Annotated in this window: 16 protein-coding genes and 1 riboswitch; of the genes, 1 reads left to right on the top strand and 15 read right to left on the bottom strand. The window is 68.5% G+C overall.

All coding sequences use genetic code 11. The features are described 5' to 3' along the window. Positions 1 to 3 precede the first annotated feature (3 nt). Both ACT53Q_RS11310 and gcvP read right to left on the bottom strand, forming a co-directional pair. The gene (locus tag ACT53Q_RS11310) at positions 4 to 2919 is read right to left on the bottom strand and encodes a TonB-dependent receptor domain-containing protein (RefSeq protein ID WP_476186743.1); all 2916 of its coding nucleotides are present in this window, start codon (positions 2917 to 2919) and stop codon (positions 4 to 6) included. Between the two features lie 307 nt (positions 2920 to 3226). Further along, positions 3227 to 6136 carry an aminomethyl-transferring glycine dehydrogenase gene (gcvP, locus tag ACT53Q_RS11305; RefSeq protein WP_476186742.1) on the bottom strand — a complete coding sequence of 970 codons (2910 nt, stop codon included), beginning with the start codon at positions 6134 to 6136 and terminating at the stop codon, positions 3227 to 3229. A gap of 168 nt (positions 6137 to 6304) precedes the next feature. Beyond that, positions 6305 to 6451: riboswitch (glycine riboswitch) on the bottom strand. Between the two features lie 214 nt (positions 6452 to 6665). Here gcvP and ACT53Q_RS11300 point away from each other — a divergent pair. Next, positions 6666 to 7910: a multidrug effflux MFS transporter gene (locus ACT53Q_RS11300; protein ID WP_476186741.1), complete on the top strand. Its 1245-nt coding sequence runs from the start codon at positions 6666 to 6668 to the stop codon at positions 7908 to 7910. 126 nt (positions 7911 to 8036) lie between these two features. On the opposite strand, the gene ACT53Q_RS11295 is transcribed toward ACT53Q_RS11300, so the two are convergent. The 13 genes from ACT53Q_RS11295 to ACT53Q_RS11235 all read right to left on the bottom strand — a co-directional run bounded on the left by ACT53Q_RS11295 (position 8037) and on the right by ACT53Q_RS11235 (position 24438). Continuing rightward, the gene (locus ACT53Q_RS11295; RefSeq protein ID WP_476186740.1) at positions 8037 to 8435 is read right to left on the bottom strand and encodes a c-type cytochrome; all 399 of its coding nucleotides are present in this window, start codon (positions 8433 to 8435) and stop codon (positions 8037 to 8039) included. Positions 8436 to 8437: 2 nt separating this feature from the next. Further along, positions 8438 to 9697, bottom strand: coding sequence for a hypothetical protein (locus tag ACT53Q_RS11290; protein ID WP_476186739.1), 1260 nt, complete (start codon positions 9695 to 9697; stop codon positions 8438 to 8440). Continuing rightward, positions 9694 to 10314, bottom strand: a complete 621-nt coding sequence (locus ACT53Q_RS11285; RefSeq protein ID WP_476186738.1) for a cytochrome b — start codon at positions 10312 to 10314, stop codon at positions 9694 to 9696. The genes ACT53Q_RS11290 and ACT53Q_RS11285 overlap by 4 nt, the downstream gene beginning before the upstream one ends. A gap of 161 nt (positions 10315 to 10475) precedes the next feature. After that, complete coding sequence (locus ACT53Q_RS11280) at positions 10476 to 11774, bottom strand: amino acid permease (protein ID WP_476186737.1); 1299 nt, start codon at positions 11772 to 11774, stop codon at positions 10476 to 10478. 44 nt (positions 11775 to 11818) lie between these two features. Continuing rightward, positions 11819 to 13378: a trypsin-like serine peptidase gene (locus ACT53Q_RS11275; RefSeq protein WP_476186736.1), complete on the bottom strand. Its 1560-nt coding sequence runs from the start codon at positions 13376 to 13378 to the stop codon at positions 11819 to 11821. Positions 13379 to 13422: 44 nt separating this feature from the next. Beyond that, positions 13423 to 14523 carry an aromatic ring-hydroxylating oxygenase subunit alpha gene (locus ACT53Q_RS11270; RefSeq protein ID WP_476186735.1) on the bottom strand — a complete coding sequence of 367 codons (1101 nt, stop codon included), beginning with the start codon at positions 14521 to 14523 and terminating at the stop codon, positions 13423 to 13425. A 31-nt stretch (positions 14524 to 14554) separates the two neighbouring features. After that, positions 14555 to 14935: a hypothetical protein gene (locus tag ACT53Q_RS11265; protein ID WP_476186734.1), complete on the bottom strand. Its 381-nt coding sequence runs from the start codon at positions 14933 to 14935 to the stop codon at positions 14555 to 14557. Positions 14936 to 14954: 19 nt separating this feature from the next. Beyond that, entirely contained in the window at positions 14955 to 15404 is a 450-nt protein-coding gene (locus tag ACT53Q_RS11260; protein ID WP_476186733.1) for a helix-turn-helix domain-containing protein, read from the bottom strand. Between the two features lie 220 nt (positions 15405 to 15624). Further along, positions 15625 to 16167, bottom strand: coding sequence for a hypothetical protein (locus ACT53Q_RS11255; RefSeq protein WP_476186732.1), 543 nt, complete (start codon positions 16165 to 16167; stop codon positions 15625 to 15627). A 125-nt stretch (positions 16168 to 16292) separates the two neighbouring features. Further along, positions 16293 to 19562 carry an nSTAND1 domain-containing NTPase gene (locus ACT53Q_RS11250; RefSeq protein ID WP_476186731.1) on the bottom strand — a complete coding sequence of 1090 codons (3270 nt, stop codon included), beginning with the start codon at positions 19560 to 19562 and terminating at the stop codon, positions 16293 to 16295. 342 nt (positions 19563 to 19904) lie between these two features. Continuing rightward, entirely contained in the window at positions 19905 to 20459 is a 555-nt protein-coding gene (locus tag ACT53Q_RS11245) for an inclusion body family protein (RefSeq protein WP_476186730.1), read from the bottom strand. A 227-nt stretch (positions 20460 to 20686) separates the two neighbouring features. Then, a complete protein-coding gene (locus tag ACT53Q_RS11240; RefSeq protein ID WP_476186729.1) occupies positions 20687 to 21067 on the bottom strand; it encodes a hypothetical protein in 381 nt (126 codons plus the stop codon). 38 nt (positions 21068 to 21105) lie between these two features. Further along, positions 21106 to 24438: an nSTAND1 domain-containing NTPase gene (locus ACT53Q_RS11235; protein WP_476186728.1), complete on the bottom strand. Its 3333-nt coding sequence runs from the start codon at positions 24436 to 24438 to the stop codon at positions 21106 to 21108. Positions 24439 to 24509 lie beyond the last annotated feature (71 nt).

The raw sequence follows: 24509 nt of genomic DNA, 5'->3' as shown, positions 1-24509 counted from the left end.
CCGTCAGCGGAACGTGTATTCGACCATCAGCGTGTAGGCGCGACCGCGCGGATCGGCGATGCGCGGTTCCCACGCGGCGCCGGCGGCGAAGTCGTTCATGTGGTCGGTGAACGGCGGGTCCTGGTCGAGCAGGTTCTTGATGCCGAAGCCGAGCTTGAGGTTGTGCACGCCGGTCCAGCTCACGCTGTAGTCGTAGGTGGTGTAGCCGTCCACCTGCGGACGCCAGTCCACCGGGATGTAGCTGCCGTTGGCCACGCTCGCCGGCAACTCGTCGTAGTAGCCGTCGCGGTGGCTCTGGGTGAGGCTGTGCGACCACGCGCCGCGGGTGTAGCTCACGTTGAGCGTGTGCTTCCAGCGGATCGGCAGGTTGAAGTAGCGCACGTAACGGCCGACGAGGTTGGCCGAGTACGGCAGCGATTCGAGCGCCTTCGTCTGGAAGTCCTGGATGTAGCTGCCGTTGAGGTTGACGTTCCAGCGGCCGCCGGCCAGTTCGCCGCTGAGGTTGGCGTCCAGCTCCAAACCGCGCATCAGGCTGCCGCCGGAGTTGATGTAGCGGCGGTCGATCGCCACCACCTCGCCGGTGCTGTCGCGGATCCAGTTGTCCTCGAACAGGTCGTAGTACTGGATCAGCACGTCGCGCGGCGCGGCGCGGATGGTGTTGGTGCGCTCGATCTCCCACCAGTCCAGCGCGATGTTGAGCTGCGACATCGGCGAATACACCACGCCGATGCTCTTCTGCGTGGATTCCTCGGGATCGAGCGTGGCCTTGCCGCCGAAGATCTCGACCGGGCGGATGACCTCGCAGCCCGGCACGGTCGGCTTGGCGACGCCGCCGGGGCAGGTGCGCGGATCGGCCAGGTCCTGGCCGGTGTACTGCACTTCGCTCACGCCGTTGAACAACTGGTTGAAGCTCGGCACCTTGAAGCCGGTGCTGTACGCGCCGCGGAACAGCAGCGAGTCGAACGGGCGGTACCTGAACGACACCTTCGGGTTGGTGGTGCCGCCGAAGCCGCTGTAGTGGTCGTAGCGGCCGGCGAGGTTCACGTCGAAGCGCTCGGTGATCGGCAGCTGGAATTCGACGTACGCCGCGGCGATGTCGCGATGCACGTTGCCCAGCGCGTTCGCGTCGTCGAACGGCGCGTTGAACACCGCGCGCTTGTTGGTGCGCTGGTCGCCGTCGAAATGGAACTCCTCGCGGCGCAGGTCGACGCCGGTCGCCATCGCGATCGGGCCGCCGGGCAGGCGCCAGAAGCCGAGGTCGCCGGAGATCGAGCCGTCCAGCGTGGTCACCACCGATTCGCCGCCGTACAGCTTCACTCCGCGCGCCGAGGCCGCCTGCAGCGCGGCCATCGCGGCCGGCGACTGGCTCTGGCCCGGGGCCAGGAACGGGTTGATGAGGCCGCTGCCGAGGATCTGCTTCAGCGCGTCGGTGTAGTGGAAGCCGGAGCCCAGCGTGGACTCGGACTGGTTGCTGGCGCGGCTGAGGCCGGCGTCGTAGCTCCAGCCGCCGAACATGCCGTCGCCGCCGATGATGCCTTCGATGCCGGCGAGCAAGCGGTAGGACTTGGTCGTGGTCTCGATCTGGCGCGGGCCGCAGGGCAGGCAGCGCCAGCGGTAGGCGATCGGCGCGCCGTAGTTGAGCTGGCCGGCGCCGAAGTAGCCGGCGAGCGCGTTGTAGACGCGGTTGTAGGTGTCCTGCGTGGTGGGATTGAGCGGATACCAGGTGCTCGGGCCCAGCGCGGTGGCCGCGGTCGAGGTGCTCGACGAGATCTGGTTGGGCTCGAAGGTCTTGGTGACGTCGACCTTGGACGCGGTCAGCTCGACGTAGGCGTCGTGCGAGCCGCCGAAGCGGTAGGTCGCGCGGCCGATGAAGTCCACGCTGTCCTGCGGCTGCTGGATCACCGCCGCGGCCGCGTAGTCCCAGGCGCAGGCGTACTTCGAGCCGGGCGAGTTCCACAGCCGATAGCCGTAGGGGCCCATGTCCGGACCCGCGGCCTCGCAGCCTTCGGCGCCGGGCAGGTTGTAGATGTTCACCGCGGTCATGCGGGTGGTGCCGCCGGCCGGATCCAGCACGCCGTTGCGCAGCAGGCTGCTGGCGCCGGTGCCGCTGCTGCCGAGGCTGAAGACCGTGGCGAACGGCGTGCCGCGGGTGTCCGGCGACAGGCCGCGCTCGGGCTGGAAGGTGTCGACGAAGTCGCGATCGTGGCCGCGCAGGATGGTGTTGCGCTTGAAGCCGATCGTGCCGAAGGCGTTCCAGCCGTCCTTGTCCACGTCGCCGCTGCCGAACAGCAGGCTGCTGCGATAGATGTTGCCGCCGCCACCCTCGGTGATGTCGACGAAGGTCGACGTCTGGATGCCCTGGTAGTCGCGCTTGGTGATGAAGTTGATCACGCCGCCGATGGCGTCGGTGCCGTAGATCGCCGACGCACCGTCGCGCAGTACTTCGACGCGCTCGATCGCCGCGAACGGAATCGAGTTGAGGTCCACCGCGCGGCCCTTCAGGCCGTGGGTCGCCACGCGCCGCCCGTTGAGCAGAACCAGCGTGGCGTCGGCGCCCTGGCCGCGCAGGTTGGCGCCGGACACGCCGTTGTTGCCGCGCTGCTCCTCGCTGACGATGCCGGCGTTGCTGGCGAGGTTGTCGGAGCCGTTGCCGGCGATGTTGAGCGTCATCAGCAACTGTTCCGCCGACGTGATGCCGCGCTCGTCGATCTTCTCGCGGCTGTACACGGTGACGGGCAGCGCCTCCTCGACCTGGGCGCGCTTGATGCGCGAACCGGTGACCGAGATGCGGTCGATCGTCTTCATCCCGTCGCCGGTGTCGTCGGCGGGCGCGGCGTCCTGGGCGCGGGCCGGCAAGGCCAGCGCGACGAGGAGTGCGGCACACAGGAGATCGACGCGAGGCAGTGCGCGTGCGGACATGCTGATCCCTCCCTGGGAATCTGGATGCGGATGGGGTCGCGGTCACGGCCGGCGCGGGGCCGGCGGCATCCGGCCCTTCCCCCGGGTCGGTGCGTGATCGCCGTCGCCTAATCTAGCAGGTTGGCGGAAACACGATGGTCATGATCGTGTGCGCCGCCCCGGCGAGGGCTGGCGGCCCGGGGCGGGTGCGACGAATCAAGCGCTTGCATGCGCCGGGGCATGCGATCCCGCGGCAGGCGACGGTACGGCCGCCTGCCGGGACACGTGTCGGGGCGGTCCCGGCGCGGTGGTCCGCGCCGGGCGGGGCTCAGGCCTCCGCGTCCTCGCGGTAGGCGTCCACCGGGATGCAGGCGCACATGACGTTCTTGTCGCCGTAGACGTTGTCCACGCGCGCCACCGGCGGCCAGTACTTCTGCTGCCGCAGCGTGGCCAGCGGGAACACGGCCAGCTCGCGCGGATAGGCGTGGGTCCACTCGCTGGCGGAGGCCATGGTCGCGGTGTGCGGCGCGTTGCGCAGCGGGTTGTCCTCGCGATCGAGGCGGCCGTCCTCGACCGCGCGGATTTCCTCGCGGATCTGGATCATCGCGTCGATGAAGCGGTCGAGTTCGTGCTGCGATTCCGACTCGGTCGGCTCCACCATCAGCGTGCCGGCGACCGGGAAGCTCAGCGTCGGCGCGTGGAAGCCGAAGTCGATCAGGCGCTTGGCGACGTCCTCGGCGGAGATGCCGGTGGCGTCCTTCAGCGGGCGCAGGTCGAGGATGCACTCATGCGCGACGAGGCCATTGCGGCCGGTGTACAGCGTCTTGTAGTGCGGGGCGAGCCGCTTCGCGATGTAGTTCGCGTTGAGCAGCGCCACCTGCGTGGCCTTGCGCAGGCCGGCCGCGCCCATCAGCGTGACGTACATCCAGCTGATCGGCAGGATCGAGGCCGAACCGAACGTCGCCGCCGACACCATGCCGACGTCGCCTTCGCCGCCGAACGCGCGCGGCAGGAACGGCGCGAGGTGCGACTTCACCGCGCACGGACCGACGCCCGGGCCGCCGCCGCCGTGCGGGATGCAGAAGGTCTTGTGCAGGTTGAGGTGCGAGACGTCCGAGCCCCACTTGCCGGGCTTGGCGACGCCGACCAGCGCATTCATGTTCGCGCCGTCGGTGTACACCTGGCCGCCGTGGCGATGCACGATCTCGCAGATCTCGACGATGTCCTCCTCGAACACGCCGTGCGTGGACGGGTAGGTGACCATCAGCGCGGCGAGGCGGTCGCCGTACTTCTCCGCGTTGCGGCGGATGTCCTCGACGTCGACGTTGCCGTTGGCGTCGGTCTTGGTGACGACCACGGTCATGCCGCACAGGTGCGCCGAGGCCGGGTTGGTGCCGTGCGCGGAGTCGGGGATCAGGCAGATGTCGCGATGGCCTTCGCCGCGGGCGCGGTGGTAGGCGCGGATCGCGAGCAGGCCGGCGTATTCGCCCTGCGCGCCGGAGTTCGGCTGCAGGCTGACCGCGTCGTAGCCGGTGCATTCGACCAGCATCGCCTCCAGGCCTTCGATCAGCTCGCGATAGCCCTGCGCCTGGTCGGCGGGCGCGAACGGATGGATGTTGGCGAATTCCGGCCACGTCACCGGGATCATCTCCGCGGTGGCGTTGAGCTTCATGGTGCAGCTGCCCAGCGGGATCATCGTGCGATCCATCGCCAGGTCCTTGTCGGCCAGCGCGCGCATGTAGCGCAGCAGTTCGTGCTCGCTGTGGTGGGTGTTGAACACCGGGTGTGTGAGGAACGCCGAGGTGCGGCGGAGTGCATCCGGGATCAGCGACGGCGCGGTCGCGTCCAGCGCGTCGACGTCCGGGAGCTGCGCATCGTCGCCGCCGAAGATGCGCCACAGCAGTGCGATGTCGGCGCGCGTGGTGGTTTCGTCCAGCGAGATGCAGATGAATTCGCCCCACGCCTTGCGCAGGTTGACGCCCATCGACGCGGCGCGCGCGATCAGCGCGTCGGTGCGGTCGCCGGTCTTCAGCGACAGCGTGTCGAAGGCGCTGTCGTGATGGGGGTGGCTGTACCCCAACTGCACGAGGCCCGCCTTGAGGATGCTGGCGAGGCGATGCACGCGGTTGGCGATGCGCGTCAGGCCGTCGGGGCCGTGGTAGACCGCGTACATCGAGGCCATCACCGCCAGCAGCACCTGCGCGGTGCAGATGTTGGAGGTCGCCTTCTCGCGGCGGATGTGCTGTTCGCGGGTCTGCAGGGTGAGGCGATACGCCGGCTTGCCTTCGGCATCGACGGACACGCCGATCAGGCGGCCCGGCATCAGGCGCTTGTACGCATCGCGGCAGGCCATGAACGCCGCGTGCGGGCCTCCGAAACCGAACGGCACGCCGAAGCGCTGGCTGTTGCCGATCACGATGTCCGCGCCCATTTCACCCGGCGGCTTGAGCAGCGTCAGCGCGAGCAGGTCGGTGGCGAACACGGCGAGCGCACCGCGCGCATGGATCGCGTCGCAGGCTTCGCTCCAGTCGGCCAGCCAGCCGCTGGAAGCCGGGTACTGGATCAGCACGCCGAAGAAATCGCCCTTGTCCATCGCCGCCTGCCATTCGTCGGCGGAGTTGGCCATCTCGATCGCGATGCCCAGCGGCTCGGCGCGGGTGCGCAGCACTTCGAGGGTCTGCGGGTGGCAGTCGCCGAACACCAGGAACGTGTCGGACTTCGACTTCGACGAACGCCTGGCGAGCGTCATCGCCTCGGCGGCGGCGGTGCCTTCGTCCAGCAGCGAGGCGTTCGCGATCTCCATGCCGGTGAGATCCATGCACATCTGCTGGAAGTTGATCAGCGCTTCCATGCGGCCCTGCGAGATCTCGGCCTGGTACGGCGTGTAGGCCGTGTACCACGCGGGGTTCTCGAGGATGTTGCGCAGGATGACGTTCGGCGTGTGGGTGCCGTGGTAGCCCTGGCCGATGAAGCTGCGGAACACCTGGTTGCGGTCGGCGAGGACGCGGATCTTCGCCAGCGCCTCGACCTCGGTGATCGCCTCCGGCAGCGCCAGCGGCGCGGCCGACTTGATGCTGGCCGGGACGATGGCATCGGTCATCGCCTCCAGCGAGTCGTGGCCGACGATGCGCAGCATGTGCGCGATCTCGGCGTCGTTCGGGCCGATGTGGCGTTCGATGAAGGCGGAATGGTGTTCGAGGTCGCGCAGCGTGGCGCGGGCGTTCTGCGTCGGGGACATGAGGGGTCGTCGGTCAGGCGGAAGGGAGGGCGATCCATGCCGGTCGGCCATGGCCGACAAGCGCGCGGGCCGGCAGCCAGGCTGCGAGGACGCTGCGAGCGTTCCAGCCCGCCGGCCTCGCGGCCGTCGGGCGCTCGCAGGCTCGCAGCAACGCTGCTCGAAAGCCCTGCTCGCCCCTCTGTCCTTCTGCCTGAGAGTTTCGAGACACGATCCGCGGGAAGCGGGGGGAGGTGCGCTCCCGTGACGTGCTCTTGCCCCTTCGGCGCCGGCGCGGCCCGGTGTCGCAGGGCGGCCGATCTCTCCAGAGTGCAGTTCGGACGGCGGTATCAGGCCTGAGCGATTCCGGGCGAATTGCGCCTTCGGCAGCGGACCGGACGAGGATCGGGCCGCTTCTCCCACCGTGTGCGGCGATTATAGCCGCAGGCATGACGGTCCGTCCGACGTTCATCCGGCCGTGGCGACGGACGTCCCCGGACGGGCCGCGTACCATGGCCGGCTCCTCGCCTCGTGCCGTGTCCCCGTGCCCCCCATGTCCGCCACGACGCCCCCGCCGTCCCGCAAGCGCCTTGCCGTGATCCTCGGCGGGCTGGCGATGATCGGGCCGTTCTCGATCGACACCGTGTTCCCGGCGTTCCTGCAGATCGGCCGCCAGTTCGGCGTCGATGCCGTCGCGATGCAGCAGACGATCAGCGTCTACCTGTTCGCCTACGCGCTGATGAGCCTGGTCCACGGGCCGCTGTCGGACGCCATCGGCCGGCGCCGGGTCATCCTCGGCGGGCTGGCGGTGTTCGCGGTGGCCTCCGCCGGCTGCGCGCTGTCCACCAGCCTGCCGATGCTGCTCGCGTTCCGGGCGCTGCAGGGGATGTGCGCAGGTGCCGGCATGATCGTGGGCCGGGCGGTGATCCGCGATCTGTTCCAGGGCCAGGTCGCGCAGAAGCTGATGAGCCAGGTGTCGATGATCTTCGGCATCGCCCCGGCCGCGGCGCCGGTGCTCGGCGGCTGGATCCTGGGCTGGTCGCGCTGGCCGGCGATCTTCTGGTTTCTGGTGCTGTTCGCGCTGGCGATGCTGGCCGGGACGTGGGCGTTCCTGCACGAGACCCATCCGCCGGAGGCGCGGCTGCGCCCGAAGCCGAAGGCGCTGCTGCGCAACCACGCCTACATCCTGCTCAATTCGCGGTTCCAGCGCTTCGCTGCCGCCGGCGGCTTCAATTTCGCGGGCCTGTTCCTCTACATCGCGTCGGCGCCCACGTTCGTGCTGCAGCACCTGCGGCTGGGCGAGGACCAGTTCGGCTGGTTCTTCGTGCCGACCATCGCCGGCATGGTCTCGGGCTCGTTCCTGTCCGGACGTGCGGCGGGACGGATCAGCGGGACCCGTCTGGCCGGCTACGGCTTCGCGGTCTGCGGCGTCGCCGGCGTGCTGAACATCGCCTACAACCTGTGGGCGCCGCAGCCGTCGCTGCCGTGGGCCGTGCTGCCGATGGCGATCAATGCCCTCGGCATCTCGCTGGTGTTCCCGATCCTCACCCTCGCGATCCTCGACATGTATCCGCGGCAGCGCGGTGCGGCATCGTCGCTGCAGGCGTTCACCAGCCTGATCCTGCAGGCGACGGTCGCGGGCCTGTTCTCGCCGATGCTGAGCCCGCATCCGATGCACCTCGCGCTGGGCTCGGCGACGGCCACCGCGATCGGTTTCGGTTTCTGGTGGTGGGAAGTCACGCGGACGCGGATGCCGCCGGACGGCGAGCCGGTGGCGTCGTCGCCGCCGGCGCTGTGATCCTCGCGGGCGAGGCGATCGGACGTCGAACGCGCCCCGACATGAAAACGCCCCGGTGGGCGGCCCGGATCCGGAATGGATCCCGGAGCCGAGCCGCGTCACCGGAGCGAGCGGGCGTTGCCGATCTCAGCGCGCGGTCTTGAGGAACGAGAGCAGGTCGGCGATGTCCTGGGCGGTGAGGTCGCCACCGTCGTCGTATTTCATCTTGCCGCCGGGCACGACCTTCTTCGGCGCGGCGATGTAGGCGGCGAGCTTCTCCGGCGTCCACACGATGCCGCTGTGCGCAAGCGCGTCGGAATACTTGTAGCCCGGCACCGTGCCGGCGGTGCGTCCGCTCACCGCAGCGAGCGTCGGGCCCTTCTTGTTCTTGCCGGGGCGCAGGCTGTGGCAGTCGGCGCATTCGGAGTCGTAGACGTCGCTGCCGGCATCGGCGCGGCCGACCGCGGCGGCGCGCGCAGGCGCCGCGAGGCCGAGGCCGAGCGCGCAGAGCGCGCCGGCCAGGAGGAGCGGAGTGGTGATGTGCATGGTCAGAATGCCGTCCAGACGAAGAAGTGGAGGGAGTTGCTGTCGCTGGCCTTCTCGCTGAAGCCGGCTTCGTCATGCACCTTGTTGAAACCGACGTACTGCAGGCCGAGGCGGACGTTGGCCCACGGTGCCTTCCACGAATCTTCCTTGCCCCACGGCGTCCAGTCGGCCTGCAGGATGTAGCCGCTGTTGTCGTTGGCACCGCTGTTCGAGCTGGCGTTGAACAGGCCGACGCTGCCGCCCCAGGTGTTGCGGAAGTGGTAGGACGCGTTGAGCTTGCCTTCGGAGACGCGGTCGTGCGCGACGCTGTCGCGTTCGCGCAGGTAGCTGCCGTTGACGGTCACCACGTGCTCGCGGGTGCCGAGGAACTGGTAGCTGCCGTCGACGCCGAAGTCGTGGAAGCGTGCGGCGGACGTGCCGTCCTCGCGGTTTTCGAGCGAACCGTTGTTGCCGAACATGCCGACCGACCAGCCGGCGTGCTTGGCATCGCCGAGCCACGCCACGCGCCAGTAGTTGGAGTCGTGGAGGATGCCGGGCGAACTGTCGCGGCCCACGCCGATGCGCGAGAGCGCGCTGGGCGAGAGCGAACGGTAGGTGCCGAGTTCGGTGTAGAGGTGGTCGTTCCACAGCGCGTAGCCGGAAGCGCCGATCACGGTGCCTTCGAGACCGCCGATGCCGGTGAATTCCGCACCGCCGGCACCCGCGCCGCGCGGCGCCGACACGTAGGGATAGCCCCACGCCGGCAGCGTGTTCAGCGGGTCGGTGAGCGTGGGCGCGTTGTTGATCGACACGCCGAAGATCGTGTCCTTGCCGTGCACCTGTTTGGTGGTGGCGTAGCGCACGTCGAGCAGGTCGAGCGCGGTCTTGTGCTCCAGACCGTCGTAGGTGACCTGGGTGAAGCTGCCGATGTGGTCGGTGATCTTGCCGGCGAGGAACACCGAGGCCTCGGTGAGGTCGGCGTGCGTGAGCTTGCCGCTGTCGTCCTCGGTCGCGGTATGCGTGACCGAACCGACCACCATCGCCGACACCGGCACCTTGCGGCCCTGGCCGTCGGAATCGGTATAACCGCCGAGCTTGAAGCGCATGCCGTAGGGCGTGAGTGCCGGGCCGAAGGCGCCGACGTGGCAGGCCGCGCATTCCTGGCCGGTCTGGCGCGAGTAACTGGGCACGGCCAGCGCGTCGGTGGCGTACAGCGCCGCCAGCGGCAGCAGCCATGCGCACAGCCTGCGCATGAAGCGCGCTGTGGATTGCGTTCGGATCATTCGTTCACCTCGTCGACGTGGGGAGCAGGGGGAAGGGAATCGGGGACGGGCGACGGCGCCGTCTTCCGCAAGAGCATCGAGCGCAGCACGTCGTCCTTCGTGCCGAAGTGGTGCCAGAGCGCGCCGAGCGCATGCACGGCGATGATCGCCAGCAGCACCCAGCCCAGCGTGGTGTGCAGCGATTCGAGGGTTTCGGCGAGATCGCGATCGCGACCGAGCAGGCGCGGCAGTTCGAGGCCGAAGAAGATGACCGGCTTGCCGCGTGCGTTGAAGTAGGCCCAGCCGAGCAGCGGCAGCGCGAGCAGGACCGCATACAGGAAGAGATGCAGCAGCGCGGCCGCACGCCCCGGCGGCGATCGGCGGTCGTGGGTGTCGGGCGCGCGTGCGCCGAGGCGCGAGAGGATGCGGAAGGCAGCGAGCAGCAGCACCAGCACGCCGGCCTGCGTGTGGATGCGCATCAGCGCCTTGCCGTCGCTGTCCTCGATCCACTCGCGGCCGAGGATCGCGCACACCGCGACCGCGACCGCGAGGAAGATGATCCAGTGCAGCGCGCGCACGCGCAGTGGCCACTGCGGAAACGTCGTGGTCGATGGAGAGGACTGCGCCTGAGCGGACATCGCGTCGCCTTTTCGGATGCTTGGCGACGATTGGATGAAGACCGCATTAGGGCAGTCTTAAGCACCGATGAAAACGAAATCCTCGATGCGGAAATGCGACATCGCACCGGATCCGCCGCGACGCGATGTACAAAGCGGATGAAATTTGCGTTCGCGTAGCGTTAATGCCTCGGACGCATGCGCCGCCATGCATGCAGCGGCAGGCCAGCGAACACGAGCACTGCGCCCCAGGCCAGCGCTTCGCTGCCGGTGCCGATCAGGGCGTAGACGCTGTAGAGCAGCGCCAGCGCGGCGACCACGCGACCGTGACGACCCAGTCGCAGCCAGGCCGCGCTGCTGAAGACGTACGGCAGCAACGTCGCGGCGGTCGAGAGCAGGATCGAGAACGTGTAGACCTCGCCGAGCGGCCCGGTGTACTTCGCGACCACCAGCAGGCTCGCGAGCACGGTGCCGACCCAGATGCCGAAGCGCGGCGTGCCGCGCGCGTCCAGCGTGGCGAACGCGCGCGGGAACAGGCCGTCCTCGGCGGCGGCCATCGGCAACTGCGCCGACAGCAGCACCCAGCCGTTGAGTGCGCCGAGGCAGGAGATCGCCGCGACCACCGCGATCCCCATGCCCGCCGCCGGGCCCCACAGCACCCGCGCGGCATCGGCCATCGGTGCGTTGGAGGCCATGGCGGCGTCGGGCGGCAGCAGGCCGAGCACCGCGGTGCAGGCGAGCAGGGTGGCGACGCCGGCCAGCAGCGTGCCGATCAGCGTGGCGCGGGGAATCGTGCGTTCGGCGTCGTGGATGGCGCCGGCGGGAATGGTCGCCGCCTCCAGCCCGAGGAACGCCCACAGCGCGAGCGCGACGGTCGCGTGCACCGCGCCGAAGGTCGACGCCGGTGCGCCGGCCTTCGCGGCTGCGGCGATGGCCTGGGCGGGATCGGCGAACTTCGACGGATCCAGCCACCAGATCGCGATGCCGCCGAACAGCAGCAGCGGCAGCAGCTTGAGGATCGTGGTCAGCACCTGCGCGCGCCCGGCTTCGCGCACGCCGGCGAGGTTGATCGCCGCGCACACCCACAGTGCCGCGAGCGCGAGCGCCGCGCCGCGCGCGGGCGTCGCCACCAGCGCCGGGAACAGCGCGCCGAGGCTGCCGGCGAAGGCGACCGCGATGGCCGCGTTCGCGCACCAGATCGAGATCCAGTAGCTCCACGCGATCGCGAAGCCGATGGTGTCGCCGAAGGCCTCGCGCGCGTAGGCGTAGGGCCCGCCCGCCTGCGCGCCGCGTGCGGCCAGGCGCGAGAAGGTGAGCGCGAGCAGCAGCGCGCCGCACAGCGTGATCGCCCAGCCGTACAGGCTGAGCGCACCGTACGGCGCCAGCGAAGCAGGCAGCAGGAAGACCCCGCTGCCGATCATGTTGCCCGCGACCAGCGCGATCGCGGACCAGAGCCCGAGGGGACGGGGTCCGGCGCTCACCCGCGCGGATCGGCCGTCACGCCCGCGGCGTCAGCGACGGGCCGTCACTTGCGGCCGGCGCCTTCGCGCACCACCGGCACCAGCCGCGCACCGCGCGGCGCGGCCGTCGTCGTGGTCGTCGGCTGCGCCTGCGCGGCCTGCGCCGACGGCACGGTGGCGGTGCCGGGGCGGGTGTGATGCCGCGGCGCGCTGCCGTTGAGCACGGCCGGCTGCGGTTCCAGCCAGGTCTTGATGTTCGGGAAGTACACGTCGAGGCGCGAGTAGTAGTCGCGGTTCTGGGTGTTCGAGGTCGAGCCGCTGTTGGAGCAATCGGCGAAGCCGCCGTACAGGCCGCCGCGCACCACGTACCCGTTCGGTCCGGTGGTGAACAGGCCCGAGCCGCTGCTGCCGCCTTCGGTGGTGCCGTTGAGCCACGCGATCTCGATGTTGTCGGCGTCCTTGCTGATCACCTGGCCCGACGAGACCTTCTTCGAGTCGCCGTGCGGATGGTGGATCGCGAACACCGCGGTGGCGTCGGCGATGGGCGCCGCGTTCCAGCCCGCGAAGTACGCGGTCGCCGGCGGCGCGTTGTTGAGGCGGATGAACATGCCGTCGGTGTTGTGGTCCGAGAACAGGTACGTGGCGCCGCCGGTGAGCTGGGTGACCGCGGTCGAGGTGAAGTTGCCGCAGCCGGTGGTCTCGTAGTTCCAGTAGGTGTTCAGCGTGTTGGCCACCGTCTGCATCTGCGAGGGCACCGGCGGCACGTTGGTATTGCTGGAAAAGCAGTGGTTGGCGCTGAGGAAGTACGGCACCTGCGTCACCGGCACCGTGTCCGCCAGCAGCGTGCCCGTGCACAGGTAGCTGCTGCCGCTGAGCACGAACACCATGCGCGCGACCGCGTTCTTGGCGTTGACGTAGTTCTGGCCGAGCTCGCCGACGCGGCAGATCACGTCGACGTTGCAGCTGCCGGATTCGCCGATCTTCTCGACCAGCTTGAAGCTGTTGCGGCTGTCCGCCACGAGGTGCGACAGCACCGGGGCGTCGATGCGCGCTGCGAACGCGGGCACACCCTTGGGCCGGAACAGTTCGATGATCTGGGTCTCGCCGTCGGTGCCGGGCGTCCAGAAGCGGCCGTCGGTGCCGGGCAGGCGCTTGGCTTCGGCGCCGGTCATGACCGCGACCACGTCGTTCGGGCGCGCCGAGCCGGCGAAGCGCATCTCGACGCGGTCGGCCAGGCCGCTCACGTCCAGGCCCACGCGCAGGCCCATCGCGTCCATCGAGCGCACTTCGGCGCGGGCGACCCAGCCGCCGGCGACCGGCACCCACTTCAGCGCTGGCAGGTGCGACTGCGCGCCTTCCTGCACGGCGTCGCGGGCGATGCCGATCTGGGTCGCCTTCAGGCCGGGAGCGGCGTTCTTGCGCTGCAGGTCGAGCAGGCGCCTGGCCGGCATCTCGCCGTAGGCCATGCGCGCCACGTCCGCGGCGGGATAGCCGGCGGCGCGCCAGTGCACGGCGGCCGCAGGCGCGGTCCGGCTCGGCTCGCCCGGGGCTTCGGAGGCGGCGGCGATCGTCGGCACGGCGGCGAGCGCGGCCAGGAGAGCGGAAGTGAGGCGGAAGGTCGACATGGCGTTGGCTTCTGGAAATGTGCGGAAAGGAGGGCGGGGCGGCGTCACTTGTGTTCGGCCGTCTCCGCCTCGCGGTAGGCGTGGCGCACCCGTTCGTGGAAATGGTGCACCGCGTTCTCGCGCAGCGGGTTGAGGCGTCCCGCCTCGTAGGAACCGGACGCGAGGCCGCGCTGCACGTCCTCGCAGATCGCGATGTCCTCGTCCTGCACGACATCGCTGAAATCGCGGTCGGCGGCGCGGCGGGCCTGCCCGGCCTCGCTGTCGTCCGGCGCGTAGTAGAAATCGAACTCCACGCGGCAGCGGTCCGGGGCTATCGGCACCACGCGGTTGGTCTGCAGGCGGCCGGGCAGGATGTTCAGCATCGTGTTCGGCCACAGCCAGTAATACAACGCGTCGCCGTTGCCGTAGAGGCCGTCGCCGCTCTCCAGCGGGCTCCACTGGAACGAGTACCACTCGGCGGTCTCGGTGACGTAGCTGCGGTAGTCCAGCAGCCGGTTCAGCTCGGGATGCACGTGCGGGACGTGGTAGCCCTCAAGATAGTTGTCGACGTACACCTTCCAGTGGCAGGCGATCTCGTAGGCGACATGCTGGTGGTGGGCGAAGTCGGCGAGCCGGCGGTCCGGGCCGATGCGGGCGTCGATACCGGCGACGAAGGCCTCGAACGGCGGCGCGGCGGCCTCGTCGACGGTCGCGAACAGCATGCCCTGCCACTCGCGCACCGCGAGCTGCGGCAGGCGGATGTCGGCGGGGTCGAAGTCGGGCACCCCGGCCATCTCGGTCGCGCTGCGCAACCGGCCGTCGAGGGTGTAGGTCCAGCCGTGGTACCGGCAGCGCAGCGCTTTCGCGCCGAGGCCGTCGCATTGCGCGAGCGGGCCGGCGCGATGGCGGCAGACGTTGTGCATCGCGCGGACCACGCCGTCCTCGCCGCGCACCGCGATCACCGGCATGCCGCCGAAATCGACGACCACATGGTCGCCCGGTGCGCGCAGCCGGCTGACGTGCGCGATCAGCTGCCAGCCGCGGTCGAAGATCGCCCGGCGGTCGAGCGCCGGGATCGCCGGATCGACATAGCAGTGCGCCGGCAACGCAAGCGCCCGCTCCAGCGGCTGGGCGGCGAGATCGGCGAGGCGGCGGGGTGCGGACATGCCGCGAGTATCGCGCACCCCCGCGGGACTGTCAGCCTCGCCCGGGCGGATCGCCCGGCGGCCGGGGCGACACCCCGCGCAGCCGGGCGGCCGCTTCGACCAGCAGGGCCCCGGCCCGGGCGGCGTCGAGCCGCTGGCCCGTCGCCGCCTGCACGGTGAGGGCCAGCACCTCCCAGACCACGCAGTCGTAGAGCACGTCGACCGTCAGCGGTAGCGCCCGCCCGCCGGGCCGCAGCCGGCCGGCCACCCGGTGCTGGTAGATGGACAGCACCGCGAGGTCCGGGTCGGCCAGCCCCAGATCGACCGTCAGCGACTGCCCGGGCCGCAAGTCCTTGGCGGGCCGCCCCGACACCCCCGCGATGTGCACGAGGGTGTCGCGGGCCGCGACGCGAAGCGTGTCATCCCTGTCCATGCGCGTCTCCCGATGGGTTTCACGGATTCGGCAACAGCAGCATTTCGACCGGTACGCCGTGATATTTGGCGAACTCGCGGGCGATGCGGAAGCGGACCATCGCCCCGCGCGGGGATTCGACACGCTTGATGGTCGCGATCGAGATGCGGATGTTCGCGTCCTCGAACGCGTAGACGAGGTCCTGCTGGCTCAGCAGCTTGCTGATGCGCAGCCGCCGCAGCAGCGCCCCGTTCAGCCGGACCCGGCCGCGCGGGTCGGCGGGCGGCACGGGGCCGGGCCAGGGGATCACCACGCCGACAGGCGGATCGGACGGGGCGGACGGCGGCGCCCCGGCCGGTGCCGGCGACGGACTGGTCGTCGGTTCGGCCAGCGCAGCGGCCTCGGCGGGCGAAGACGGGGAAGTAGGACGGGCGTCGTCGAGCAGTGCGCAGAGAACGACCGGGATGGGCGAAACGGGCGAATCGGTCATGACGGACTCCGGAAGCGGACGAAGGGGGAGGGTCCTTGCCGGACCCCCGACGTCCCCGCGACGACCTCGCCGCGGGGCCCACCGACCCTCCCCGAACCGCCTCCGGATGTCCCTTGCGGAAACCTTGCGGAGTGCAAGTGATTGATTTATTTGGATGAAAGCAATTGTGTGAGCCGAAGTGAAATGGAAGTGAAGCAGGTGTGGGACTTCATGATCGATCTCATGGAGCCCCTGGTGCTTCCGGTGGAGGATCGTTCCCGACGATGGGATCGCAGTTGATTTTCCTCTCGCGTTCCAGGTCCTTGGCATGGACGAACAACTTGAACACGGTCTTCGGTCCGTGAGCCGGGAGGCGCAGCGTGATCACGATCGACCGGGTGTGCAGGGGAAGTTCTTCGTATGGTGTCTCGAGTGGGATCGGATCGCCATTTTCATCGGGATAGTAGGCGACCGATTCGATGTAGTCTTCGTTGTGATCGATGTGGTGCAGGTGGAACCTAGGGCGATTCTGCCATTCCTGCGGGGAGTCGATCTCGATTTCTAGCGACTGTCTCTCTTTGTTCGTGTGGAAGAGGATGGTGCGTTCCTCCCAGGTGTAGTGGCTGATCTGCGTTCCCGGGTCATGGCAGACGGTTAGTTTGACCTTTGCCCTGTCGACATGCTTCCTACTGCCGTCTCGATTCCTTTGTTTCTCGACGATCTCATCGCCGTTGAAAAAATTGATTTGATCGTCAAACCTGAAAAGCGCACCGGGCTGTGTCATATATCGCCTCCTGTAGGTCGTGGGATGAATTCTTGCGTTTGAGTCGATTGACAGTGATCCGAATTCGGAATGTCGTCGGTATCAAATCGGCTCCGGTCGAAATGGAGCGCTCGGCGCCAATGGAATCAATCCGCCCGGCCGTCGCCCAAGGCGGAATCCGGAGCCAGTTGCCTTGCTTCATTCAGCGTGTTCAGGAATTCCGGATCGCGGGAGCCCGCCGCCAATGGAAGGATCAAGGCGTAGGCCTCGCGGATGTCCGATTCGACTTCCGTGCTGCCGCTGGCAGCCCGGCTGCCCCGGTGTCTCGCGAGCAGGGCTTGGGCGAGTGCAAGAGCGTTGTATTTGTTGTCGGTATTGCGGTCGTGAAGCTTGTGCAGAATGTCGATTGACGCGTCCAGCATTTTGCGGCCTTTCGCCGGACCATCGATCATGGACAGGTTCATCAGGCAGAGGCCTTCGATCCTGAGAAAGCGTTTTTCACGGTCCGGCGAATTCCTAGCGATCGAGAGCGATTCCGTGAGCCGGGAGGTCGCGGTCTCCCGGTCGCCGTGAAGCCTCGCGATCTCTCCGCCGCGTAGGAGCGAATTGGCGAGATCCCGCTTCCAGTTCTCGTTTTTTGTTGTCACGCTCGTCACGATTCGAATCTGGCCGATTGATCGGGATATCGCGGTTTCTGCCGCCTGAAGGTCGCCGCGCTGCTTCTCGGAGATGGATTGAAAGTGAAGCAGGCTGGCGAGCTGGTGACGCCACTCGATCGCATCCGGATGCTTCGAGATCAAACCCTCCAGTCTGGCGATCTGGTCTTTGTACTCGACTAGGGCGCGCGTGACTTCACCGTGCTCCTGCCGGCATCGCGTCGCCCACGACTCGGTCACGATCGTGTCGTACTCCCAGTCCGGGCGTGTCCTGCCAGAGTCCGAAATCGCTTCGTGCATCATCCGAACATGGCCTTCGATCGCCGCCAGCATGACGCTGCAATCCGCCTTGTTTATGTTCAAGGTCAAGAGATTTGATGCGGATAGTGCCTTTTCCATCTTCCATGCAGGATTTTCGTCGCCATCCTTGCCTAGACTCCGTGCCAGTTTTTCGTAAGCACGCCAGTGCCGGAGCGTCTCCTCCGCGTTTTGCTGCTTCGAGCTCTGGTAACCGATCCAGTATTCTGTCTGCGCCAATTCGAAGGTCGGTGAATTCTGTGGTCCTTCTTTTGCAGTCGCCTTCCGGGCGATGGCGTTCGCCTTCACGAACAGCCGCATGGCATCTTCATCGTGCCCTTCCGATGATTTCACTTCCCCGAGCGTCCTGAGCGCCCTCGAATAGTTGATTAGCTCGTCGATGGTCATAGAAACCACGGGCTTCCTTTCTAGTAGCCCGATGGCCTGCAGACTGATGCTTTCGAGAGGCTTCATGCTTGCCGACGGTCGCAATTGGTTGGCCAGGGTGACTAGCATGTAACCCATGATGTCGATAGTGTCGCGCCTGTTACGCTCTGCGGTACTCGTGGCAACGAAGGAGAGAATGGCCAGCCCGATCGAAGCAATCGTGAGAACCGACAGGGACGCAATCAGCAGTTTTCTGGTCCTGGCGATCCGATTTCTCTTGTGCTCCGAGGCCCGGATATATTCGGCCATCGGATCGTCGATCTTTTCGGGCAGTCGATGTGCTGCCTCCATTGCCTCCGAAAGCGGTCTGCCGGCATTGAGTAGTTGATCCTCGCGTCGTCCCTCGTCTTGCCAGCGTTTGGCTGCGTTCTCAACCCGGTTAATGGTTTGTAGTAGGCGCAGGTTTTCCTTCGTCCATTCGGAGGCACGTTGCCACTGCCGCAACAGCGCCTCGTGCGCGACACCATAGTGCGCACGGCCGTTGCTTGATTCGGTCGCGAACAGACGTGCATCGACGAAGGCTTGCGCCAGCGCGCCAGCCGCGCGTGGGAGTTGCGCGATGGGCGCTTTGCGGCCGCTGATCGCTCCGGAATCGATGTCAGCCACCACCAATTGCCCGAGAACGGCATCCAGGCTCGCTTGCGCGTCCGACGGCAACGACGCGAACACTTCCTCCGCGCGCTGTGCGATCGCCCCCTCCAGTCCGCCGATCTCGCGGTATGCCGCGTAGGTCAGCTTCTTGTCCGCCGCGCAGCGCAGATAAAGCTCGTGCAGGGTGTGCTGCAGCAGCGGTAGAACGTCGGCCTGCCCGCGGGCCGCTTCGGCGAGGGTGTCGTTGAGGTGGTGGACCGCGCGGGTGTCGGGATCGCGTTCGAATTCCAGGCCCGCGGCGATGGCTGGCAGCGTGATGATCTCGTTGATCTCGATCGCGGTCGGACGGGCCACGTCGACATGGCCGAAGCCGCCCTTGCGCTCGATCAGTGACGGCACTGCTTCCATCAGTTTCGGGTAGAAGTCGCCGCGGACGATCATCGTCGCGAGGACACGCGGATGGTCGCAGAGTGTTTCCAGTGCCTGGACGAAGCGTGCGAGCGCCTGCTTCGCGGCGGTCTGTTGCTCCGCGGGGGCGTCGCGGTCGCTGGTCGCGACCAGTGCTTCGCTGTGGTCGAGCACCAACAGCAGGTGTGCGTGCGGTTCCGTGTCGAGACGCACGGGATGTCGGCGAAAGCTTTCGTCAATGGCGGCGCGGATGGATTCACGCGATTCGACCAGGGCTTCCTTCAGCGACGCGACGGGTTGTGGCGGCAGAACGGGACGGTCGCCGAGGGTCCAGCCCGCAATTGCGCTGGCCACTGCGCCGAGCGCGTCGCCGTCCGCGGCGGCACCGAGGTCGCAGCGCGCTACCGACAGGGCGCGCAGGCCGTTCTCGCCGCCGTTGGGTGTGAGTCTGGGGATCACGCCGGCGTTGAGCAGCGAGGTCTTGCCGCTGCCACTCGCGCCCACGAGCAGCACGAAACGCTGGCCGCTCTCGAACTGTGCGCGCATCGCGGTCATCACGCGCGCCACGGCATCGCCGCGGCCGAAGAAGACATCCGCATGCGCCTCGTCGAAGGCGGCCAGACCGACGTAGGGATTGCCTCGTCTCCAGTTGCTGCCGCCGCTGCGGCCGCTGAGGTAATCGTCCGGCCAGGCGACCGGTGCGATCAATCGGTAGCCATGTCCCGAGATGGTCTGGATGTAGCGCGGAGCACGTGGATCGTCGCGCAGGACGTTTTTCCGCAACTTGGAAATCGTGCTGTGTACTGCGCCTTCTTCGAATTCCGTGCTGCCCCAGACGGCATGCATCAACTCCAGGGTGCCGACGGTTGTTTTGTGGTGCTCGGCAAGGTAGACCAGCACTTGCATCCATCGCGTTTCGAGATGGATCTCTTCGCCGTCGCGAATGACGATCTTGCGATCCGGATGCACCAGCAGATCGCCGATGCGGAAACGCGAGCGCTCGGTGCGCTGGGCCATGCAGTACCTCGTCGGGCATTCGTTGGACGCGGGGTGCGTGTCGGCTCAGGAACGGGCCGTCGGTATGCGTTTTCGGAATGGTCGACATGGTCGGAACGGGCGCCGTTCCGCGGGCCTTGCGTTGCTGAGATGGTGACCGTGCTCCATGCCCGCCCCCTGATCCGGCGCCTCGCGGCGCGGTCGGCATTGATGTCTCGAAACGATCCGTGCGTGTTGCAACGCAATCGTTTTCTCGTGGGGCCGTGCGGTTGTCAAGCATGACTGTCGACATGCCCCGGCATCGAGATGATGCCGGGACATGCGCGGTCGATCGTTGCAGGTCGCAACGATAGATTCTGTCGATCAGCTGACGCGGATCTGCGGATCCCAGTAGTAGTAGCCGAAGAGGTTCTGCGTCTCGCCGTCGCTGGCGAGGGTGTACAACGCGAAGTACACGTAGAAGTTCTCGGTGCCGGCCTGGGAGACCTTGGAATCGATCGAGCTGAAGCTGATCGGGCCCTGGATGGCGGGCAGGCCGTTGGTGGTGGTGGGGTCGGGCATCACCGCCTTCTGGCGCCTCACCACGTCGGGCACGAACTGGTTGAAGACGTGGTCGCCCTGCCAGTACTTGATGCCGTAGACGATCACGGCGTCGTCCGAGTTGTCGTAGATGGAGGTGCCGGCGAAGGAGACGTAGTCGCCCGGGTTCGCCTGGAAGCTCAGGTCGGCGGTGCCCTGGCCGGTCACGCTGCCGCGCGAGCCGGTGCAGATCATGAACTGGCTGTTGTGGTTGATGCCGGTCGGGTTGTTCTGGTCCTGGCTCGGGTGCGGGTAGTTGGCCTTCACGTATTCGGTGTCGATCACGATCAGGATGTTGATCTGCTGGGCAGAGGCGTCGAGTGCGGCCTTCTTGGACACGGGAATGCTCCTTGCTGGATGCGTCGTGGGCCGACGCGACCGCGTTCCGGGTGGCCCGTGTCGGGCCTGTCGCCGGGAACGTGGTGCCAGCATCCGGAGCCGGCCGCAGGCCTGCCTGTCGGAAACCTGTCGGTTTCCACCGGATTGATTCGAAAGGAAGTTTTTCGCTGCGCGGAGGAACGGACAGGCCATGTCGGCCTGTCCGTCCGCCGACCGGAAGCCGGCGATCAGAAGCCGCCGCCGGTCTGGCCGTCGTTGCCGACCTGCGGGTCGATCACGTGGGTGTGTTTCTCGGTGCGATGCATGTACTCCAGGTGGAGCTGGCCGTCATGGATCACGCCTTTGGGATAGGTGAAGGTCACGACCAGTTCCTTCGGGTTGCGCACGGCATGGCCCCAGCGGGCCTCGACGCCGGGCTGGTCGCCCTTCACCGGGACGTAGGTGCAGCCGCTGAAGACGTAGTCGTCCGAGTCGAGGCTGAAGACGATCACGCCGCGGCGGGCGTTCTTCGCGAACTGGTAGCCCTGGTTGCCGGGCGGGGGATCGAAGCGGGGGACACCGCCTTCGATGGTGACGGTGATGGTCCAGAGGTGGCCGAAGTGCGACACGGGAAGCTCCTGTTGGGGTGGGCGGGCGGGCAGCCGGTTCACGGTGGGGGGCCGTTTGCCGACAGGGGGGATGGGGCGAGGGGGAGGACGACGTCGGGATGGCGGTAGCCGCTGGCCTGCAGGCGTGCGAGCGCGGCGTCGGCGCGCAGCCCGGCGAGCAGGTGCGCCTGCACCCACGGCGCGAGCAGGGCCGGGTCGCGGGAATCGGGGGCGATCCGCGCCAGCAGGACCCGTGCCCGGGCGTAATCGTCCGCGGCGGCATCGGACCGGCCGGCGGCCGCCAACCGCTGGCCGTGGGCGATGAGTTCCTTCGCCAGCGCGCTGCGGCCGAACACGTCGTCCGGGACTTCGCGGACCAGCCGGTCGAGATCGGCCATGGCCTCGCGCTCGCGCGCGGGCTGAGCGCGCAGCGCGGCGAGCCGCACGCGGATCAGCGCGTCGAGGCGTCGCCACTCGGCCTGGTCGCCGCCGCCCTCGGTCTGCAGTTCCGACGACAATGCGGACGCGCGGCGCAGGTCGGTGATCGCGCCGGAAGCATCGCCGGCGATCCGCGCCAGTTCAGCGCGATCGAGCAGGGCGTGGGCGAGGTCGCGTCGCCACACGCGGTTGTCGGGCGCCTTCGGCAGCAGCGCGGTCAGGCGGCTCACGCTTTCGTCGAGCATCGCGCGGGCGTCATCGGCGCGGCCGCGCATCAGCGCGAGTGCGGCGCTGCGGCCCAGTGAGGTCGCGAGGCGACGCTCCCAGGCCAGCGCGGTCGGCCGCCGGCGGATGAGCGCGCGCAGCATGTCGAGCTGTGCGGCGTAGCCCGCGGCCGCGCGATCGAGCTGGCCCTGCGTCTGTTCGGCGCTGCTGACCCACGACAGCGTGTCGATCAGGTCGTAGCGCAGGTCGAGATCCTGCGGCCGCATCCGCGAAGCCCGGTCCTTCAGGGCCGCGGATTCGCGGAACCGCGCGATCGCTTCGTCGCCGTGGCCCTGCGTGTTCGCCAGCGTGCCGAGGTTGTTGAGTGCATACGAACGTTCGACCAGCCACTCCGGCCGATCCGGCGCGAGGCGCAGCAGCGCGCCGGTGTGGTCGAGATACGTGCGCCAATATGTCTCCGCGCGCCGGTATTCGCCGCGGCGGTAGAAGTGATAGCCCAGCCAGTACGCGGCGTTGCCGGCCTCGGCCACGGCGTCGCTGGATGCGGGAGCGCGCGCGACGGCCGCCTCCGCCGCGTGCGCGGCGCCGTCGAAGGCGCGCTGCGCCTGCTCCAGGCGGGCTTCTTCCATCAGCACTTCGCCGAGCGTGCGCAGCGCACGCGCGCGGTTGACCAGCGCCGCGACCGAGGCCGTCGCGGTGTCGTCGTGATCGAGCACGTCGAGCGCCTGCTGGCTCACGTCGCGCATCAGGCCGAGGTTGCCCAGCGGCCGCAGTTTGTCGGCGACGTCCACCAGCATGAAATCCGAGAGTCGCAGCGCATCCTCGCGTCGGCGTTCGGCTTCGCGCTGCGCGCGCACGGCCCACAGCGCGAACAGCGACGCGGTGATCGCCAGCGTCGCGAGCGAGGCGATCGCGAGCCGGCGTTTGCGCAGCCCGCGCCGGCGCAGGCGCAGCGAGGCATCGAGCAGCGCTTCCTCGCGCGCGGACAGCCGTTGCGGCAGGCGCTTCTGCACTTCCAGCGCTTCGCCCAGCGGTTGCCCGGGATGCAGCAGGTGGTCGTCGCGGCGTCCGGCCTCGTCCCAGCGTGCGGCGGCGCGCTGCAGGCGCGCATGGGCCTGCAGCAGCCGGCGGTTGTCCAGCGCCCAGTCGCGCGCGCGCGGCCATTGCCGCAGCAACGCGTCGTGGACCACGCCGAACGTCGGCCGGTCGGCGTCGTGGCTGCCGACGAACAGCCGGCCGCGGATGAAGGCTTCGACGAGATCGCGCGAGGCGTCGTGTTCCAGCGCCGACCACGGCACGCGCCGCGTGCCCAGATTATCGCTGTCGGGCAGCAGCAGGATCAGCCGCGCGAGGACTTCGTCCAGGCGCGCCTGCACGTCGGCGGGCAGGCTGGCGAACACCGCTTCCGCCTGATGGGCGATCGCGCCTTCGAGTCCGCCGACGGCGCGATACGCGGCGAAGGTCAGCGTGCCGTCGGCCTCGCGCTGTTCGTACAGCGCATGCAGCGTGTGCTGCAGCAGCGGCAGCGTGTCCGGGCGGCCGACGGCGGCGTCGCGCAGCACGTCGTCCAGGCGCGCGCCGCTCTCCGCGTCTTCCTCGAACGACAACCCCGCCACGTGCGCGGGCAGGCGCACGATCTGCGCGATCTCGCCGATCGTCGGTGCCTGCGCGTCGATGTGGCCGTCGCCGCCCTTGCGATCGGCGATGCCTGGCAGCGCTTCGATCAGTGCGGGATAGAAATCGCCGCGCACGATCATCAGCACGCCGCCGCGCGGGTGGTTGCACACGGCATCGAGGATCGCCCAGGCCTGACGTCGCTGCGCCGCATCGACGTGGTCGGAGGCGACCAGCGCTTCGGCGTGGTCGATCAGCAGCAGCAAGTGCGCGTGCGGCGCTTCGTTGCGCACCGTGCGCCGGCGCCAGGCGTCGTCGAGCGCGTCGGCGATGGCGCCGGGCTGCGCCGCGAACCCGTCGGCCAGGGCGTCCGGCGGCTGCGGCGCGAAGACGGGACGCCCGTCGATCTGCCACGTGGCGAGCGCCGAGGCGAGCCTCACGGCAGGCGTCTGGCCCGCGCCGGCCGCGAGGTCGCATTGCGCCACCGACAGTGCCTGCATGCCGTCGAAGCCGCCGGCCTGCGTCAGCAGCGGCAGCACCGCGGCCTGCAGCAGCGACGTCTTGCCGCAGCCGCTGGCGCCCACCAGCAGCAGGAAGCGCCGCTGCGATTCGCGCTGCCGGCGCAGCGCCGCCAGCAGTTCTGCGGTGAGCCGCGTGCGGCCGAAGAAGACGTCGGCGTGGCGATTGTCGAAGGCGGTCAGGCCCACGTAGGGATTGCGTCCCGACCAGCCGCCGCTCTGCAAGGGACGGCGGCCGTAGTCGTCGGGGAACGCGACCGGCGCGACCAGGCGATAACCGCGCTTGCGGATGGTCTCGATGTAGACGGGATTGCGCGGGTCGTCGCCGAGATGGCGTCGCAGCTGCGCGATCGCGCGATGCACGGGATTGTCGCCGTAGAAGCTGCCGCGCCAGACCTCGATCAGCAGTTGCTCGGCGCTGATCACTTCGCCGGCGTGTTCGGCCAGCGCGACCAGCACTTCCATGATCCGCGGTTCGAGCGCGATCTCGTCGTCGTCGCGCTCGATGATCAGCCGCTCCGGATGCACCCGCACCGCGCCGATGCGGAAACGCGATTGCGTCGCCAACGCGCGGATGCGGTCGATACGTTGCGGCATGGGCTGCGTCCTTTCGAGTCGCCTGCGCGAAGCGCGCCGCCGCGGTCGTATCCGATCGATCCGCGATGGCG

The sequence above is a fragment of the Lysobacter sp. DMC97 genome (assembly GCF_056313745.1).
This window is presented reverse-complemented; position numbering and strand designations above follow the sequence as displayed.

What these genes read in the sequence shown, in the direction of transcription:
- ACT53Q_RS11310 (WP_476186743.1), bottom strand. Translation starts at nt 2,919, where the DNA reads ATGTCCGCACGCGCACTGCCTCGCGTCGATCTCCTGTGTGCCGCACTC.
- gcvP (WP_476186742.1), bottom strand. Translation starts at nt 6,136, where the DNA reads ATGTCCCCGACGCAGAACGCCCGCGCCACGCTGCGCGACCTCGAACAC.
- ACT53Q_RS11300 (WP_476186741.1), top strand. Translation starts at nt 6,666, where the DNA reads ATGTCCGCCACGACGCCCCCGCCGTCCCGCAAGCGCCTTGCCGTGATC.
- ACT53Q_RS11295 (WP_476186740.1), bottom strand. Translation starts at nt 8,435, where the DNA reads ATGCACATCACCACTCCGCTCCTCCTGGCCGGCGCGCTCTGCGCGCTC.
- ACT53Q_RS11290 (WP_476186739.1), bottom strand. Translation starts at nt 9,697, where the DNA reads ATGATCCGAACGCAATCCACAGCGCGCTTCATGCGCAGGCTGTGCGCA.
- ACT53Q_RS11285 (WP_476186738.1), bottom strand. Translation starts at nt 10,314, where the DNA reads ATGTCCGCTCAGGCGCAGTCCTCTCCATCGACCACGACGTTTCCGCAG.
- ACT53Q_RS11275 (WP_476186736.1), bottom strand. Translation starts at nt 13,378, where the DNA reads ATGTCGACCTTCCGCCTCACTTCCGCTCTCCTGGCCGCGCTCGCCGCC.
- ACT53Q_RS11270 (WP_476186735.1), bottom strand. Translation starts at nt 14,523, where the DNA reads ATGTCCGCACCCCGCCGCCTCGCCGATCTCGCCGCCCAGCCGCTGGAG.
- ACT53Q_RS11265 (WP_476186734.1), bottom strand. Translation starts at nt 14,935, where the DNA reads ATGGACAGGGATGACACGCTTCGCGTCGCGGCCCGCGACACCCTCGTG.
- ACT53Q_RS11260 (WP_476186733.1), bottom strand. Translation starts at nt 15,404, where the DNA reads ATGACCGATTCGCCCGTTTCGCCCATCCCGGTCGTTCTCTGCGCACTG.
- ACT53Q_RS11255 (WP_476186732.1), bottom strand. Translation starts at nt 16,167, where the DNA reads ATGACACAGCCCGGTGCGCTTTTCAGGTTTGACGATCAAATCAATTTT.
- ACT53Q_RS11250 (WP_476186731.1), bottom strand. Translation starts at nt 19,562, where the DNA reads ATGGCCCAGCGCACCGAGCGCTCGCGTTTCCGCATCGGCGATCTGCTG.
- ACT53Q_RS11235 (WP_476186728.1), bottom strand. Translation starts at nt 24,438, where the DNA reads ATGCCGCAACGTATCGACCGCATCCGCGCGTTGGCGACGCAATCGCGT.